This is a genomic window from Blastocatellia bacterium (genome assembly GCA_016713405.1).
Classification (GTDB): Bacteria; Acidobacteriota; Blastocatellia; order Chloracidobacteriales; family JADJPF01; genus JADJPF01.
The window spans coordinates 115,671-132,193 of the sequence record JADJPF010000001.1; the positions used below are offsets into that span (position 1 = coordinate 115,671).

Below are 16,523 nucleotides of genomic sequence, written 5' to 3' on the forward strand. Positions count from 1 at the left end.
AAAATACTTAGATTAGTAAGATCAGTTTTTAGGAAAAGAGGGATTTATTTATAATGGATCAAGTCTTTATCTAACAATTGTTTATCTATGCAAGCTAACCAACAAAAATTTAGCGGTACAAAACGCTTTGTCATTCAACATCGGCTAGGGGCTGGTGGGTTTGGTGAAGTGTATCAAGTTTATGATAAAGAACGAGATACAGTTGTTGCGCTAAAAACTTTACGTAATACAGAGCCAGAAGCACTTTATAGATTTAAGCAAGAATTTCGTACTATTGCTGATATTGTTCACCCAAATTTAGTTACTTTATATGAGCTTTTATCTGATGGTGAACAATGGTTTTTTACTATGGAACTGGTTAAAGGTGTAGAGTTTATTGACTATGTAAGTTTAGGTAAAACAGAAGATCAATTAGTAAACTTTAGTCGATTAAAAAAAGCTTTAACCCAACTATCATCAGGTATTTACACTTTACATAGCAAAGGCAAGCTACATTGTGATCTTAAGCCTTCTAATGTTTTAGTTACAGATGCAGGCCGAGTAACTATTTTAGATTTTGGGCTAATAACAGAATTATCAAAAAGACCCTTTGGAACTACTCTAAGTTATGGTACACCAGAATATTTAGCACCAGAAATTGCACTAGGTGAAGCAGCTAGCGAGGCTAGCGACTGGTATAGTTTGGGGGTAATGTGTTATGAGGCTTTAACAGGAGCTTTGCCTTTTGACAACACTTTTGGGGATGTATTAACTGAAAAACAGCTTTATGATCCACCACCACCTTCATCTTTAATTGATAATGTTCCAAAGGATTTAGATGCTCTTTGTCACGCGTTACTACGACGTGATCCTAGTAAACGTCCAAAGGGTGAAACTATTTTAGCAACTTTAGGAACTAACCATTCTAAAGCTTTATCCGTAGCCACATCAAATCCCACACAAAATTTTTTAGTTGGTCGTGAAGAACATTTAGGAAAATTAAAAAATTCTTTTGAGCTATTAAAAGAGGGAAATACAGTAATTAACTATGTAGAAGGTTTATCAGGAATGGGAAAAAGTATTTTGATTCGCCATTTTCTTGATGCAGTAGTTATAACAGAACCTAACACATTAGTTTTAACCGGACGCTGTTATGAACAAGAGTTTGTTCCTTATAAAGCCTTTGACAGTGTTATTGATAATTTAACTCAGCACTTAAAAACCCTTTTACCAGAAGATTTAATTACCTTGATACCAAATAATGCTTTAGCTTTGGCTAGGCTTTTTCCAGTTCTTTACCAAATAGAAGGAATTGCTGTTAGAAAATCAAAAGCTACTATTCCTGATTCTCAAGAACTGCGAAGACGAGCTTTTGCTGCACTTAGACAGCTTTTTCAAGAATTAGCAAATAGATATTTAGTTGTACTTTCTATTGATGACCTGCAATGGGGTGATTTAGACAGTATTTCTTTGCTAAATGAATTATTGAGTCCACCAAATGCACCTAAAATGCTACTGATTTTTAGCTATCGTAGCGATGAAATAGAATCCAGCCCTTTTTTGAAAACGTTATTTTCTTCACCTGTAATTAATAGTCTTAATGTAGAAAAGATTATTGTTGGTGAGCTATCAGATAATGATGCTAGACGACTTGTTCTTGGGCTATTTGATAAGCAAAAAGTTTCTGCTAGACGTGTAGAAATGATTATCCGAGAAGCTAATGGTAATCCTTTTTTTATCAATGAATTAGTTTATTATTCGCAGCAAACTTACCAGGAAAAGCTAGATAATTTAGTCAGCCAAAATATAGAAACTACCCCTGTAATAGAAACTAATCGTTTATCTAGCCAAACAGATGAGCTTCAAGATTCATTGGAAGATTTATCTATAGTGACTACAAGGCTGGAAGATGTTATTTATTATCGAATTTCTCAACTACCTATAGCTGCACAACGATTAATGGAAGTAATTGCTGTTGCAGGCCAACCTATCGCCCGTCTAGTTGCTAAGCGTGCTGCTGATTTAGATAGAGAAGAACCCGCCGCAGTAGCCTTACTTAGAACTAATCATTTAATTCGTGTTAGGGGTTCAAAGGAATTAGATAAAATAGAGGTTTACCATGATCGTATTCGTGAAACTCTTATTAATAAACTAACTAAAAGTAAATTAAAAGATTATCATAGTAAATTAGCTTTAGTGTTAGAGCCTATAGAAAATATTGACACAGAAGTATTACTAGTACATTTTCAGGGTGCTGGAGATACTCAAAAAGCTATTAAATATGCTAGTTTAGCTGCTGATCAAGCTATGGATGGTTTAGCTTTTGACCATGCAGCTAAACTTTATAAACTTATTATTGAACTACAACCAACAGAGTCAAAAATTGGAGAACTAGAAGAAAAACTAGCTCTAGCTCTGACCAATGCAGGACGAACTATTGAAGCGGCACAAGCTTATCTTTTAGCTGCTGGTGAAGTAAAAGAACGCTTAAAAATATTAAAACTTAAACAATCTGCTGCTGAACAACTTTTAAGAGGCGGACATGTTGAGGAAGGTTTATCGGTTTTAGGAGACGTTTTAGCTCAAACAGGGATGTATTTGCCTCAGAAAACATGGCAATCACTTGTTTGGCTATTGTTTGGGCAGTTGCAATTATGGTGGCGAGGAATAAAATTTAAGGAAAGAAATATTTCAGAAATTGCTCCAGAAGAAATAGTAAAAATAGATATCTGTTGGTCAGCCGCTACAGGTTTAACAATGGTTGATGCAATACGAGGGACAGATTTTCAAGTTCGCCATTTAAATTATGCTCTAAAAGTGGGTGAACCTTATCGTTTAGCTCGTGCTTTTGCTTGGGAAATAACTTTTGCATCTACTAACCCTAGAGAAACAAAACGTTTACAGACATTTTCAAAATTAGCAGAAAATTTAGTTAATAAAATTGATAATCCACATGCTCAAGGATTGTATTTGCTTATGTCGGGGATGGCAAACTTTTTCCAAGGAAAATGGGCAAAAGCTTATGAACTTACTAAAAAGGCTGGAAAAATTTTAAGGGAACGTTGTACGGCGGTTAATTGGGAAATTTATACAGCAGAAGTTTTTTTATTTAGAACTCTTTTCCAATTAGGAGAACTAGCAGAAATCCTAGAGCGAGTTAATTTAATTGTTAAAGAAGCTCAAAGTTGTGGCGATCTTTATGCTGAAACTAGTTTAAGAACTCGTGCTAGTTATCTTTATTATTTAATTTTAGATAAACCAGAAGAAGCCTCTAATGAATTAACAGAAGCAATGGAAAAATGGTCACAAACAGGTTTTCATGCTCAACATTATTATTCTTTTGTTGCTTATTGTGAAATTGCTCTTTACTGTGGCGATGGGGAAAAGGCTTGGGAACTTATAAAGGAAAATTGGGCTAAACTAAAACACTCTTTAATGATGAGAGTACAATTTATTTTAATAGAAGCCTGCTATCTTTTTACACGAGTTATTATTAGTCTTGCCTTAAAAACAGATAAAAAAGAATATTTTTTATCCAAAGCACTTAAATTTATTAAAAGACTAGAAAAAGAGAAAATTAGCTATAGTCAAGCTTATAGTTTAATAGGTCGTGCTGCTTTAGCTAGTTTTACGACTGATAACGATTCTGTAATAACTTATCTTGCTGAAGCAGAAAATAAATTTGCAGAATCTAAAATGCTACTACATGTTGCTACAACTCAATATGTTAGAGGTAAATTAACTGGTTTAGAAGGAGCAGAATTGATTTCTAAAGCAGAGCAGACTATGAAAGAGCAAAAAATAGAAAATATTAATGCTTTTGTACAAATGATGTTACCTGGAAAATGGAAAAAATAAGTTAATTACTTAAAGTTTTTTGGAGTGTGTTACAAAATAGTTGATAAGGTTTTTATTAGGCTGTTTGTAAAGTAACCAAGCATATTTCTAAGATAGCCAAATGACATAGCCAGCTTTATTGAAACACGTCTCCACTAAGCTTTAGTTTAATAAATATAGATCTTCAATATTTATTTGTGGTTTTTGTGAGTTATTCCATTCATTTATTTCTAACTTTCCTAATAGAGCGACATTTCTTCCTACACGTAACTGATCATAAAGATCTGAATGGTGCCACCAAATAGCTTCTAATGAAGGGCCTTTACCCGCAATCCTTAAACGAAGATGTTTATTACCAATAACTCTAGTTTCAATTAAACGGCCTTTTACAATAAAAGACGGACGAGGGTTTTCTATTCCGTGAGGTTCAAGCAAGGCTAGAGTTTTAATTAAATCTAAATTTACCTCCATTGGAGATAACTCACCTTCATAAGTTCTTGTATGTATTAAGTCATCCTGAGATAAAACTTTAGCTGCATGAGCATTAATGCGCTCGCGTAGTTCTGTAAGCTTATTAGCTGGCAGAGAAAAGCCAGCCGCAGCACTATGACCACCATATTTAAGCAATAAATTATCAGCTACAGCTTCTAAGGCTTTTACAATGTTAAAACTTTTAATGCTACGAGCAGAGCCATGAGCAATGCCATCACGAATTGAGCAAACCAAAGTTGGGCGACCATAGCGGTCTACTATTTTAGCTGCCGCAATTCCTACAACTCCTTGATGCCAACCATCATCATGTTCCCCACCTAAAACATAGACCAGATCTTCATAGTCTTCTTGTTCTATTTTTTTTAAGATTTTTTCTACTAACCACTGTTGAACCGCTTGACGTTGATGATTTAAGTCATCTATTTTTGTAGCCATTTGCCAGGCATCTTCTTTGCTAATAGCATCTATTAAACTAACTACTTGTAGGGTGCTGCCATCCATACGACCAGCCGCATTAATACGTGGGCCTAACTTAAAACCAAGGTCATAGCTGGTAATTTTATGATTATGTAGCCCAGAAATACCTAAGAGTGCATCTAAGCCTTTGTTTGTTGAACCAGTGTTAAGACCACGTAGCCCAGCTTGGACAATTGCTCGATTAGAATAACTACTAAGCGGAACCATATCAGAAATAGTGCCAATAGCTACTAATTTACAAAGAGATTGAAGAATAGCTTCCTGATTTTTATGTTCCTTAAGTAAAACTCTAGCTAATTGAAGTGAAATACCGCAAGCGGCTAAGTCTTTTTCTGGATAAGGACAGCCTGCTTGTTTTGGACATAAAACAATAGCGTCTTGAGGCGCGTTGCTACCTAAAATTGTATGGTGGTCAATGCAAATGCCTGTAATCCCCTTTGATTTAGCTAACTCCCATTCTTTATGTGCTGTAATTCCAATATCTACAGAGATTAAAATTTTAATTCCATCTGCTTCTGCTTGTTCAACAATGCCAGGGTTTAATCCATAACCGTCACGTTCTCGGTCAGGAACATGATAAGAAATATTTTTCCCACTAGAAGGATTAAGCAACCGAAATGTTTGTAGTAAAGTGATTAAGCCTGTTGTGCCATCACAATCATAATCGCCAACAATTCTAATAGGAGTACCTTTTTGAAGTGCTGAAAACAAAGTATGTTGTGCTTCATCCATATTTAACATTCCAAGCGGGTCAGGAATGTTATTAAGTGAGGCAGAAATAAAGTTTTGAGCTTTGGAGAAATCTTCTAACCCGCGCCAAACCAATGCACGGGCAACTATAGGGTTTATATGTAGTTTAGAGCTTAATGATTTGACTTTTTCTTCATCCACATTAGCCAATTGCCATTGGCAATTAGTAATGGAAGATCCAGTAAATTCTATTATGTTTTGCATACGGCCAATTCTAACGGAAAAATTTTGTTAAGGATAGTTGCAGTTGCTTACCAAACTTTGCTGGTATCCAATAAATTATTGAAACACCAAGTCCTGTTTCTAGCCTATCTTAAAACATAAACCCTATAGTTTCTACGCTTTAATAAGTTCGTCTAAGCAGCATTAATGTAAGGTCATCAGTCAATGGTTTACCTGCTTGAAAAGAGTTGAGGTCTTTGATAATAAAATTAATTATTTTATCTAAAGACTCTAAACTATGATTAAAAAGAAGGTTAGTAAGTCTGTCTTTACCAAAATCATCTCCAAAATTATTTTCAGCTTCAGTTAAACCATCAGTAAAAAGTAACAGCGTATCATTAGGGTTTAATTGAAATTTTGTAGATGAAAATTCTTCATCGCAAAACATTCCAACTGGAAGACCTGTAGCTTGTATGTCAATTAATTTGTCTGATTGTATTAATAATGGTGGTAAGTGGCCTGCATTACATATTTCTACTTCACTTGTGTTAGAAACTTTTCCACAAACAAGCGTTGCAAAGTGCATTGGCATTGTGCTTTCACAAAATATGCTGCTAACACGTTCTACCATTTGAACTAAAGGGAGATTTAAGGAAATAAAAGAGCGAAACATAGCATGTAACTGAGTCATTAACATTGAAGCCGCTACACCTTTTCCAGATACATCGCCTAGAATAAAGTAAAAATCTTTGTTATCAATACTTATTAAATCGCAATAATCCCCACTTACTAAGCTTAGAGGTTGGTATTTATAAGAAAAACTCCAACCGTTTAAGTTAAGATTTTCTTTTGGAAGCAGGCTTTTTTGGACAAGGGAAGCCATTTCTAAATCTCTTTGAAGCTCTCGTTGTTGTGTGATTGTAAGATCATCTAGGCAAAATTTAGTTAGTGGATTTGCCATTAACCTTTCAGGCTCTATTTCACCTTTGCAGATTTCACAAAGTCCAAAATCACCAGTTTTAACTCTTGCTAAAGCTGTATCAACTTCATGAAGAAGCCTTTTTAATTCAGGATTTTCTCCTATATCAGCTATTGCATGTTTAAGTTTAGTTTGACGTTCAAATAATTGATTTTGAATAATTGAATCTACTACAGTAACCATTTTTTCCTACTTTAACTTATTTTTGATAGGTGAAATATAAGCATATTGTTTAGTGTTGTCAATCGTGTTGATAGGTTTCTCTAAAGCCTTTTGATTAGTGTAGCCTTGATAAGAAAATTTTTTTGTATTTTTATCTTTGTAATATTCTAAATTACTTAAGCTATCTTCTTGAATTTTAAATTGTTGCTTAATTTATCGTTAGCTTTTTTACAAACGCAATAGTTTCATTGTATATTTATTATTAATCCAAACAAATATTAAAGTAGGTATAGGAATTATATGAAAAAAGAAAGACGCTTAGGTTTTAGTTTGTTAGAAAATATAGGAAAATCACTAGTTTTAATAATAATTTTAGCTATGTTAATGTTACCTGCTTCAATATGTTTGGATAATATTAAACAGTCTTTTAAGTTAATAGGGAAAAGCGTTCAAGCTCAATCAATAAATCTAACACCCATTATAAAAAAACTTAGTACAAATGTAGCTAAAGCTGAAGGAGGCCAAAAGGTTGTTATTAGTGGGAAAAATTTTTCTCCTGATACACAATTGATTTTAGGCAGCGAGAAGATTGATAGTACTGTAAAAAATGAGAGCAGAATTGAGTTTCAAGTTCCACCTCGAAATATTTCTGGTGCGTTGACACTTTCAGTTATTAACAAAAATGGTATTGCACAGTGCCAATTTAATCTTATACCTAAAGATTTTTCAGAGCTAAAGAATGGTGAAATCACTACTTTTTTAGGTGGGGCAGTTTACTTTGGAGATGGTTTGTCTGCTTTAAGTGATAAAGTTTTAATTAACCCATCTGATGTTACAATAGATGATAAAGGTAATATATTTTTTCCTGATACTTTTAACCATAGAGTTAGAAGAATAGATGCTCTAACAGGCATAATTACTACTGTTGCTGGAAATGGCAATGTTGGTTTTAGTGGCGATGGTAGTTTGGCTATAACTGCTAGTCTAAATTCTCCAAGTAAAGTAATTGTAGATAAAGATGGAAATCTTTTTATTTCTGATGAAGCTAATAATCGTGTCCGAAAAGTTGACACAAATAATATTATTACTACTATAGCTGGTAATGGTAATAGTGACTTTATTGACCCTTTGCAAGATAATGTGCTTGCTGTAAACGCTTCTGTTCCTTCTCCAAAGGGCTTGGCTCTGGATAGTAAAGGAAACCTTTTTATTATAAATCGCCAAATAATTTCTAAAGTAGATCCTATTACTCAAATAATTACCACAGTTGCAGGTAGTAAGGATACTTTAGGATGGTCTGGGGACAACGGCCCAGCTAATCAAGCCCTCTTTGATTTCCCAAAACAAATAATAGTAGATGCACAGGATAATTTTATTATTTCTGACAGGGGTAGCAGTAGAATCCGCAGAATAGATTCTGCTACGGGTATTATTACTAGCATTGTTGGCGGTGAAATGACGGATAATGATGAAGTGCCTACGTCAATGGCTGGACTAATCTCGCCTAATGGTATAGCCCTAGACGATAAAGGGAATTTATTTATTGTTGAAGAATTTGGTTATAGGAGTCGTAAAGCTGATTTTTCTACTAGCACAATTACCATAATTGCAGGTAATGGAAAAAGTGATTTTGCTGGTGATGGAGCATTGGCTATTAATGCAAGTTTTAGACGGCCTTTAGGCGTAGCAATAGATAAAAATGGAAATTTGCTTATTGCTGATCCTACTAGCAAAAGATTACGTAAAGTGGATTTAGAGACAAACTTAATTTCTACAATTGCTGGTAATGAGCAACTTGAATTTGTTAAGGCAGGGGATCCTCTTTCTTCTGCTTCTTTACTTTTTCCTTCAGGATTGGCTATAGATACGGAAAACAATATATTTTTTTCTGATAAAAGCAATCGTGTAGGCAAATTAGACATTAAAACTAAAACTATAAGTATTATAGCAGGTACTGGAGTTACAGGTTTTAGCGGTGATGGAGAAATTGCTACAAATGCTAAATTATCTGATTCCATCAAAATAGCACTAGATAAAGAAAATCAAGTTTTTGTTATTGATAGATTAAATAATCGAATCCGCAAAATTACTAGCTCTTCTAACATTATTACTACTATAGCTGGTAGTGGTAGAGACGGTTTTGTTAATGATGGGGTGGAAGCTACAAATAGTAGACTTGGTTTTCCTTCTGGCATATCAATAGATAACCAAGGTAATTTGTTTATTGCTGACACCATTAATAATAAAGTTCGTAAGGTTGATGCCAGTAAAATTATATCAACGGTTGCAGGTAACGGTACTTCAAATTTTACTGGAGATGAAATCCTTGCTATAGCTTCAAGTCTTAATAGGCCAATTTCCGTTGTTATAGATAATAGCGGGAATTTGCTTATTGCTGACACTTTGAATAATAGAATACGTAAGGTAAATGCTTCCAGGGTGATTACTACAATTGCAGGGGGAGGTCAAATTTCTGATATTGGAGATGGAAGTTTAGCTATAAGAGCTTCTTTAAGCAGACCCACATCAATGGTAGTTGATAAAAATGGAGATATATATTTTTCTGATTCGGGTAATAATCGTATTCGTAAAATAGATAGCATTACAGGCATTATTACTAGTGTTGTTGGTAATGGAGAAGTTGGTTTAAGTGGAGATGGTGCTTTAGCAAAAGATGCTAAACTAAATATACCAGAGGACTTAGCTATTGATGATGATGGAAATCTCTTTTTTGTTGATACATTAAATCATCGAGTTCGTGTAGTAAAAGGGATTGCTATAGGTAGGAATCCTAAACCTCCTCTTCCAATGATTACTGCTGTTAAATATGAAGATCCACTTCTTACCATTTCAGGAAGCGGTTTTGGTGAAACAGGAGCAACTGTATTTATAAACAAATTTGATCTAAGTTCTCGGATTGGTAAACAAGAAGCTAATACAATATTTTTGCTTGGAGATAGGCAAAAATTAAAATTCCGTAAAAGCAAAAATAAAATTACTGTAAAAACAAGTTTAGGATCTTCTAACACTTTTATTTTTACTTTGGATTAAGTTAGGCTACTGAAATATAAGATATTTACTTGGCTTTGTTATAATTAAAGTTATATCTAATTACTGCTCTACAACTTACAGGCTCACCATCTAGCAAAGCGGGTTCAAATTCAAGTTGTTTTATGGCTATAATTGCAGCTTGTTCTAAATCAAAACCCGCCCAATGGAGTATTTTTATATTTCCAATAGTTGAATCTTTACGCAAAACTACCTCTAATTCAACACTTGCAGAAATAGCCATTTTTCTTGCTTTTTCGCTATAAATTGGCTGGCTACGTTTAAGAAATTCTGGTTGGTCAAAACGTTCATTTAATGGCGAACCTACAGCGGGAATTTCAATTGCTTCTAAATCCATTGGATCAAGGCTTGGCGGTTTTAATTCATTGGCTAAAAATGCAGATATTTCTTTGCTATAAGCTGGTAGGTTTTCGGCTAGTTGTTTATTAGCTGTTTGTGTTGCTTGAATAAGTGTAGGTTCTTTAGTTTCAATAAAATCAAATAAAATTAACTGCCCGCTTCTACTACTAACAAAGGCTAAGGCTAGATAGGCTTCTCCATAAAGTGTTGCTCCAACCTCAGCACGTTCAACAAGTTTGCTTTTAACTACTAAAAAAACTTCTGCTCCTAAAGCTTGTCCAAGATTTCGTGCATCTTGACAACTTAAATTTATATGATTAGAAGATGCTAAATTTTTACTTATGGTTTCTGTAAGGGATTTTTCTTGAACTTGAAAATTTAGGTCAGATAAATTTTTATTTAATGTAGCACTAAATTTAAGGCTTTCTTCATCTTCAAATAAAACTGCCAAGGTTAACTTTTCTGTTGTTTGGGCTAAGGTTTTAGGAGCAATAAAAAATAAAAGAAGTGCTAAAGAAACTAACAAAAAAGCTAACCTCATAATACCTCAAAGACTAAGTAAAAATAATAGTTCTATTGCCATCCACAATAATACGGTCTTCAATATGCCAACGTACTGCACGAGCTAAAACGGTTCGTTCTGTATCTCTACTAGTACGTTTAAGATCTTCTACTGTATCACGATGGCTAATTTGTGTAACATCTTGAGCAATAATTGGGCCGGCATCCAGATCAGAAGTAACATAATGGCCCGTTGCACCAATCATTTTAACCCCGCGTTTATGTGCCATTGCAAAAGGGTTTGCTCCCATAAATGCAGGTAAAAAGCTATGATGGATGTTGATGATTTTATTTGGGTAATGCTCAATAAAACTTGCAGACAAAATCTGCATATAGCGAGCTAGGACAATAAAATCTACTTTATCTTTAAGTAAAGACAAGATTTCTGCCTCTTGTTGGGCCTTGGTTTCTGGAGTAATTGGAAAATGATAATAGGGAATGCCAAAAGATTCTACACGAGATTTTAGGTCTAAGTGATTGCTAATAACAAAAGGTATAGTTACGGCTAACTCGCCTGATTGCCAACGCCAAAGCAGATCCATTAAACAATGATCATAGCGAGACACTAAAATTGCTAGTCGTTTAACTTCATTACTATAAGTTAGTTGCCATCGCATATTTAGACTATTAGCAACCTCTGCTAAGGCTTTTTCTAGTTCTTTATGGTCAATGCTATCTTGATTAAGATCTAGCACCATACGCATAAAAAATTGACCGCCTCTATGATCTGTAGAATATTGATCAGAAGCAATAATGTTAATGTTTTTTTTGTATAAAAGTTGTGCAATTGATGCAATTAGGCCAGGGCCATCGGGACAAGTTGCTAAAAATGTTGCAGAGTGAGGTTTAATTATTTGTTCAGACATAAGGCAGTTATAAAAACAAAGACTAAAATATTACTATTACTTAATATTTTAGTCTTGTTTTAATCAGAAATTTTTAGGAAAACTAGGGTAATTTTGCTAATTTAACGAATGTTTTTAGTCGTATTCGCGTCGGATTTTCTTTCTATTACGCTTACGTGCTAGAGCCGATTTGATACGCTGCTTTTCACCAGGTTTAAGATAGAAAGTATGTTTTTTAATATCTTTAATGATGTCTTCTTGTTGCACTTTGCGCTTAAAACGACGTAACGCACTTTCGATTGATTCGCCGTCATTGACTCGAACTTCTGCCACTATTAACACCCGCCTTTCCGTTTAACGCTTTATTGCGTATTAATGATATTTTTTAGATTTTTGACTTACAAAATTACCCTAATTTAAAATTTGTGAATTTTTGAAAGTGCTTAGAATTATCTAAATTTTCCGTAAACTGTCAACAAGCTTTGGAGAATCTATAATTTACTTGATTATTTGCTTTCAGACTTAAAGCTACGCGCACCTGTAAGAGCAGTTTCTATAGTTTCAACAGCTTTTCCTAATGCTCTTTCTTCATCAGGGCTATTAACTTTGCTGCTGATTTTTTCTAAAAGCTTTAAGTGATCTTGGCTTTTGTCTATGATTTTGTCTATAGCCTTACTAAAAGCAGGATCATCTTTTTTCTTTTCATAAACATCATCTAGTTTATCTAATAATTCAGAGATTACTTTAGTGTAATTATCTAGCAGTTGTGCGGTTGTACCGCTAGGCTCTGGCCCGTACTTATCAAGTTTTTCTTTCTCTTCTTTCTCTTCTTTCTCTTCTTTTTTCTTTTTATCTTTTTTCTTGTCTTTTCCATCTTTTTCATTAAATGATGTAGGAGCAAGACCTAAAATTACATTTAATCTACGTTCAGCAATATGTAAAAAAACCTTGGCACGTAGATCAATTAATTGTGCTTCTCTAACACGTTCTACTTCTTGTTCGTTTAAGTGATCTTTACCTTGCTGGTTAAAAGCAGGAAAAAGAATAAGTAAAAAACTTAAAAATAGCGAACAAGTTTTAGAATTTATAAGAAAATTAAGTAAATAAAACATAGTTAAACCCTACTATTTCTTTTTTGGCTGTTTTTCTAGTTGACGGCGTAGCACTGGCAAACGTTGTCTTACTTGATTGATTTCCTCTTGACGCAGTTTGCTATCAGCAACTTGTAAGAAAAGCTCATAAGCTTTTAGTGATTGTTGGTAATCCATTAACTTATCAAAACAAATACCTAAAAAATAGTAGCTAATTGAATTTTCAGGCTGTGCTTTTATTATCCAAATAAAATTTTCTGCTGCTGTAGCAAAATCATTTAGCTTAAATGATGCTAGGGCTAGTCCAGCATGAGCCTCATAGTTTTGAGGATTTTTTGCTAAAACGCTATTAAAATGCTCAATAGATACTTTATATTTTTGTGCTTTTAGCAGGGCTGAAGCTAGACCAACCTCAGTTTCTACATTGGGGCTAACATCAAAGGCTTGTTGCCAAAACTGGCTAGCTTTTTCTGGGTTAATATCTAAGTAAAGTTCTCCAAGGCGGGAAAGATGTTTTATATTTTTTGGATCTGAGGCTAAGAGTTTTTCAAGTTGACCAATTGCATCAGCGTTGGCTCCAAGTTGAGCTAGTATTTCAGTCAACACAGCTTTATTTTCAGAACTGTTTTTTTCAAGTAATGACTGAGCTAAATTAATTGCTGTTTTGTTATCTCCACTTTGGCGGTAAATATCTATTAGCATTAATCCAATAGCAAAATCATTTTTACTTAACTGATAAGCTATTTTTAGATCAGCAATCGCGCTAGCAAAGTTTTTTTGCTTTTGATGAAGTTGACCACGACGATAAAGAGTTTCTATGTCATTTGGTTGTAGTTCATTGGCTTGGTTAAAGCTTGCTAAAGCTGGTTCTAGCAAATTTTGTTCTTGTTGGCTAATACCTAATAGTAAATAATTACGGGCATTAGGTTTTTCTTGGGAGACTAAAGTTTTTAGTTCAGCTTCAGCTTCCTTATAAGCTTGACGAGTAAGTAATAACTCGGCTAGCAAAGCTCGGACAGGAAGCGAAGAGTCTAAACTTAAAGCTTGACGTAAGGCGTTTTCTGCTGCTTCAATATCATTTGAACGAGCAAGAGCATTGCCTAAAGCAGCAAAACCACGAGCAAAATCTGGTTTTAGTTGTGTTACATCTTTTAGTAATGCAATAGCTTCAGGAAGAAATTCAGCCTTTTTAGTAGCTAGATAAGCATTAGCACATTGATATTTTGGCTCAAATGCTTCTGGAAGTTGTTCTATAACTTTTTTATAGAGTGATATTGCTTGGGTTAAATCACCTTTTTCATAAGCACTTTCTGCTTGGTTGTAAAGCTCTACTACTTCTTGTTGATCTTGGCTGTAAACAGGTGTAAAACTTAGAGTTATTAATAAAAATAAGTAAAAAATATAGCGATACATCTTGGTTTATCTTTAAGTATGATAAGTAGCTGTTGACTAAGCAACAAGCAACTAGCATATTATCATTTTAACTTTATTTAAGTAATTATTTCTTGAGGGCAAAATTGTGAGTAAAAAATTACCTATTTTTGATTTTGTTGGCGAGCCTAAAGATGCCGAGGCTAAAGAAGAAAAATTAAAAACTATTTTGCGGGGGATGAAAACCGTTATAGTTGCTTTGTCTGGCGGCATTGATAGTGCTTATCTTAGCTACATTGCTGCTAGAGAATTAGGAGAAAATGCTTTAGCAATAACGGGTGATAGTGCGAGCTATTCCGAGCAAGAAAAGCCTCAAACAGTTAGTTTTACAGAAACCTACAAAATCAGACATGAAATTATTTTTACTCAAGAAATGGAAAACGAAAATTATCTTAATAACCCACCTAATCGTTGCTATTTCTGCAAAAATGAACTTTTTACTAAGCTAACAGAAATTGCAAAAGAGCGAGGTTTTGCTTTTGTTTGCGATGGAAATAATAAAGATGATATTGGAGATTACCGGCCCGGTATGCAGGCGGCTAGAGATTTAAGCGTTCGTTCACCTCTAATTGAAGCTGAAATGACAAAAGCTGATATTCGGGCTATGGCGCGTCGTGCTGGCATTAATATTTGGGATAAACCAGCGTCAGCTTGTCTTTCTTCACGAGTACCTTACGGTAGTCAAATCACTAAAGAAAAATTATCTACAATTGATCAAGGGGAACATTTTTTACATAAATTAGGTTTTCAAGTTTGCCGAGTTCGTCATCATGGAGATCTTGCACGAATAGAAATAGCTATAGATGAGCTACCAAAAGCACTTAATCCAACAATAATTGCTCAAATACATCCAGCATTTAAGGAATTTGGTTTTAAGTATGTAACTTTAGATTTAGAAGGCTATCGTACTGGAGCAATGAACGAAGCTTTAAAATAACAGTAATTAATAGCAACCTATTATAAATGACTTTTTAAGTTTAGAAAGCGAGGAAAGACCACAATGACAAGCGATGAAGCAATCAAATTATTACTAGAAAAATTTACTAACTTAGAGGCAAGGCAAGATAGGTTTGAGGCAAGGCAAGATAAGTTTGAGGCAAGGCAAGATAAGTTTGAGGCTAAACTTGACCAAGTTATAATGGAAATTAAAGAACTACGCGGTGATGTAAACAGAATAGAAGCGAAAGTGGATGCTGAAGTTAAAGAATTGCACCGTGATATAAAGAAAGTAGAAGCGAAAGTGGATACTGAAGTTAAAGAATTGCGCCGCGATATAAACAGAATAGAAACCAAAGTTGATATGGTGCAAAGCACTCAAAATAATATGCGAAGCGGGATTAAAAACCTTCGTCGTATAGTTGATGAATTTCACTCAGAAACAAGCCAAGGTTTTGCTCGTTTAGAAGGTGAATATAAGGCTCATCGCCGTTATGTCCAAAGTAGCATAAATGATATACATTTGCGTCAAGATCACACCGAAGATCAAGTAGAAGCAATTAAAGATAAGTTGAATAAAGCTATAGAGTTAAAGATAAATACTTCGACAGATGAAGTTCTGAATTCCCTATGAAATAGGGAATTCAGCTTTTAGAATATCAAAATCTTTTTCTTGAGATCTATAGTCTATGGGTTATGGGTTATCTAAATCATTTCCAGCAAATTTATATAGCCTAGCAGGGCGATGAATCCCATCCATTTTAGTTTCTTGCAACTCAGTTAGCATGTTTTCAGAAAGAATTTTTTTACGAAAATTTCTTTTATCTATTGGACGGTTTAAGATTATCTCATAAACTCGTTGCAATTCGGTTAAAGTAAATTTTTGTGGTAAAAGTTGGAATCCTACAGTAGTATAGCTTAATTTATTTCTAAGTCTTTCAAGAGCATATTTAAGGATTTTTTCATGATCAAAGGCAAGTTCTGGCAACTTATACATTGAATGCCATGCAACTTCTTCTGCATCTGTAGCGGCTCTAAGTTCTAATTTATCAGAGCCAATTAGAGCAAAATAAGCAACCGTAATGACCCAGGCACGAGGATCACGACCTGGATCACCAAAGCTATAAAGTTGTTCAAGGTAAATATCTGTAACGTTGGTTTCTTCGTTTAATTCCCGTTTAGCGGCTTCTGATAAAGTTTCTCCATGACGTACAAAGCCGCCAGGAATTGCCCACATACCCTTAAAAGGTGCGATTTTGCGTTTAATTAGCAAGACTTTTAAGTCTTTGCTATCTACAGTAAAAATAATTATATCTACTGTTACAGAGGGGCGATCTTCTAGTGCTGGAACAAAATTATCTTGGTTATCTTTAGAAACAATTTGACTTTTCTGCAAAAAACACTCCTAAGCTA

Annotated in this window: 12 protein-coding genes; 4 read left to right on the forward strand and 8 right to left on the reverse strand. The window is 34.3% G+C overall.

Features of this window, described 5'->3' with window-relative positions:
• Window positions 1-87: 87 nt before the first annotated feature.
• Window positions 88-3,837, forward strand: coding sequence for a protein kinase (locus IPK14_00470; GenBank protein MBK7991914.1), 3,750 nt, complete (start codon window positions 88-90; stop codon window positions 3,835-3,837).
• 141 nt (window positions 3,838-3,978) lie between these two features.
• On the opposite strand, the gene recJ is transcribed toward IPK14_00470, so the two are convergent.
• Both recJ and IPK14_00480 read right to left on the reverse strand, forming a co-directional pair.
• Window positions 3,979-5,739 carry a single-stranded-DNA-specific exonuclease RecJ gene (gene recJ / locus IPK14_00475; GenBank protein ID MBK7991915.1) on the reverse strand — a complete coding sequence of 587 codons (1,761 nt, stop codon included), beginning with the start codon at window positions 5,737-5,739 and terminating at the stop codon, window positions 3,979-3,981.
• 139 nt (window positions 5,740-5,878) lie between these two features.
• A complete protein-coding gene (locus tag IPK14_00480; GenBank protein ID MBK7991916.1) occupies window positions 5,879-6,859 on the reverse strand; it encodes a SpoIIE family protein phosphatase in 981 nt (326 codons plus the stop codon).
• A gap of 279 nt (window positions 6,860-7,138) precedes the next feature.
• Between IPK14_00480 and IPK14_00485 the strand changes: the two genes are divergently transcribed.
• Window positions 7,139-9,889: an IPT/TIG domain-containing protein gene (locus IPK14_00485; protein ID MBK7991917.1), complete on the forward strand. Its 2,751-nt coding sequence runs from the start codon at window positions 7,139-7,141 to the stop codon at window positions 9,887-9,889.
• A gap of 25 nt (window positions 9,890-9,914) precedes the next feature.
• Here the strand turns inward: IPK14_00485 and IPK14_00490 are convergent, their stop codons facing one another.
• From IPK14_00490 to IPK14_00510, 5 genes are all read right to left on the reverse strand, one after another.
• Window positions 9,915-10,787 carry an energy transducer TonB gene (locus IPK14_00490; GenBank protein ID MBK7991918.1) on the reverse strand — a complete coding sequence of 291 codons (873 nt, stop codon included), beginning with the start codon at window positions 10,785-10,787 and terminating at the stop codon, window positions 9,915-9,917.
• A gap of 13 nt (window positions 10,788-10,800) precedes the next feature.
• A complete protein-coding gene (gene purU, locus IPK14_00495; protein MBK7991919.1) occupies window positions 10,801-11,673 on the reverse strand; it encodes a formyltetrahydrofolate deformylase in 873 nt (290 codons plus the stop codon).
• 114 nt (window positions 11,674-11,787) lie between these two features.
• On the reverse strand, window positions 11,788-11,985 hold the full coding sequence (locus tag IPK14_00500; protein MBK7991920.1) for a 30S ribosomal protein S21: 198 nt from the start codon (window positions 11,983-11,985) through the stop codon (window positions 11,788-11,790).
• 173 nt (window positions 11,986-12,158) lie between these two features.
• Window positions 12,159-12,764 carry a hypothetical protein gene (locus tag IPK14_00505; protein MBK7991921.1) on the reverse strand — a complete coding sequence of 202 codons (606 nt, stop codon included), beginning with the start codon at window positions 12,762-12,764 and terminating at the stop codon, window positions 12,159-12,161.
• Between the two features lie 12 nt (window positions 12,765-12,776).
• Window positions 12,777-14,156 (reverse strand): tetratricopeptide repeat protein, encoded by a 1,380-nt coding sequence (locus IPK14_00510; protein MBK7991922.1) that lies wholly within the window; start codon window positions 14,154-14,156, stop codon window positions 12,777-12,779.
• A 196-nt stretch (window positions 14,157-14,352) separates the two neighbouring features.
• On the opposite strand from IPK14_00510, the gene larE reads away from it, so the two are divergent.
• Together larE and IPK14_00520 are read left to right on the forward strand one after the other, a co-directional pair.
• Window positions 14,353-15,111: an ATP-dependent sacrificial sulfur transferase LarE gene (gene larE, locus IPK14_00515; GenBank protein ID MBK7991923.1), complete on the forward strand. Its 759-nt coding sequence runs from the start codon at window positions 14,353-14,355 to the stop codon at window positions 15,109-15,111.
• Between the two features lie 63 nt (window positions 15,112-15,174).
• The gene (locus IPK14_00520) at window positions 15,175-15,744 is read left to right on the forward strand and encodes a hypothetical protein (GenBank protein MBK7991924.1); all 570 of its coding nucleotides are present in this window, start codon (window positions 15,175-15,177) and stop codon (window positions 15,742-15,744) included.
• Between the two features lie 60 nt (window positions 15,745-15,804).
• Here IPK14_00520 and IPK14_00525 read toward each other — a convergent pair whose 3' ends face one another.
• The gene (locus tag IPK14_00525; protein ID MBK7991925.1) at window positions 15,805-16,491 is read right to left on the reverse strand and encodes an NUDIX hydrolase; all 687 of its coding nucleotides are present in this window, start codon (window positions 16,489-16,491) and stop codon (window positions 15,805-15,807) included.
• Window positions 16,492-16,523 lie beyond the last annotated feature (32 nt).

What these genes read in the sequence shown, in the direction of transcription:
- IPK14_00505 (MBK7991921.1), bottom strand. Translation starts at nt 12,764, where the DNA reads ATGTTTTATTTACTTAATTTTCTTATAAATTCTAAAACTTGTTCGCTA.
- IPK14_00485 (MBK7991917.1), top strand. Translation starts at nt 7,139, where the DNA reads ATGAAAAAAGAAAGACGCTTAGGTTTTAGTTTGTTAGAAAATATAGGA.
- IPK14_00520 (MBK7991924.1), top strand. Translation starts at nt 15,175, where the DNA reads ATGACAAGCGATGAAGCAATCAAATTATTACTAGAAAAATTTACTAAC.
- purU (MBK7991919.1), bottom strand. Translation starts at nt 11,673, where the DNA reads ATGTCTGAACAAATAATTAAACCTCACTCTGCAACATTTTTAGCAACT.
- IPK14_00470 (MBK7991914.1), top strand. Translation starts at nt 88, where the DNA reads ATGCAAGCTAACCAACAAAAATTTAGCGGTACAAAACGCTTTGTCATT.
- IPK14_00510 (MBK7991922.1), bottom strand. Translation starts at nt 14,156, where the DNA reads ATGTATCGCTATATTTTTTACTTATTTTTATTAATAACTCTAAGTTTT.
- larE (MBK7991923.1), top strand. Translation starts at nt 14,353, where the DNA reads ATGAAAACCGTTATAGTTGCTTTGTCTGGCGGCATTGATAGTGCTTAT.
- recJ (MBK7991915.1), bottom strand. Translation starts at nt 5,739, where the DNA reads ATGCAAAACATAATAGAATTTACTGGATCTTCCATTACTAATTGCCAA.
- IPK14_00480 (MBK7991916.1), bottom strand. Translation starts at nt 6,859, where the DNA reads ATGGTTACTGTAGTAGATTCAATTATTCAAAATCAATTATTTGAACGT.
- IPK14_00490 (MBK7991918.1), bottom strand. Translation starts at nt 10,787, where the DNA reads ATGAGGTTAGCTTTTTTGTTAGTTTCTTTAGCACTTCTTTTATTTTTT.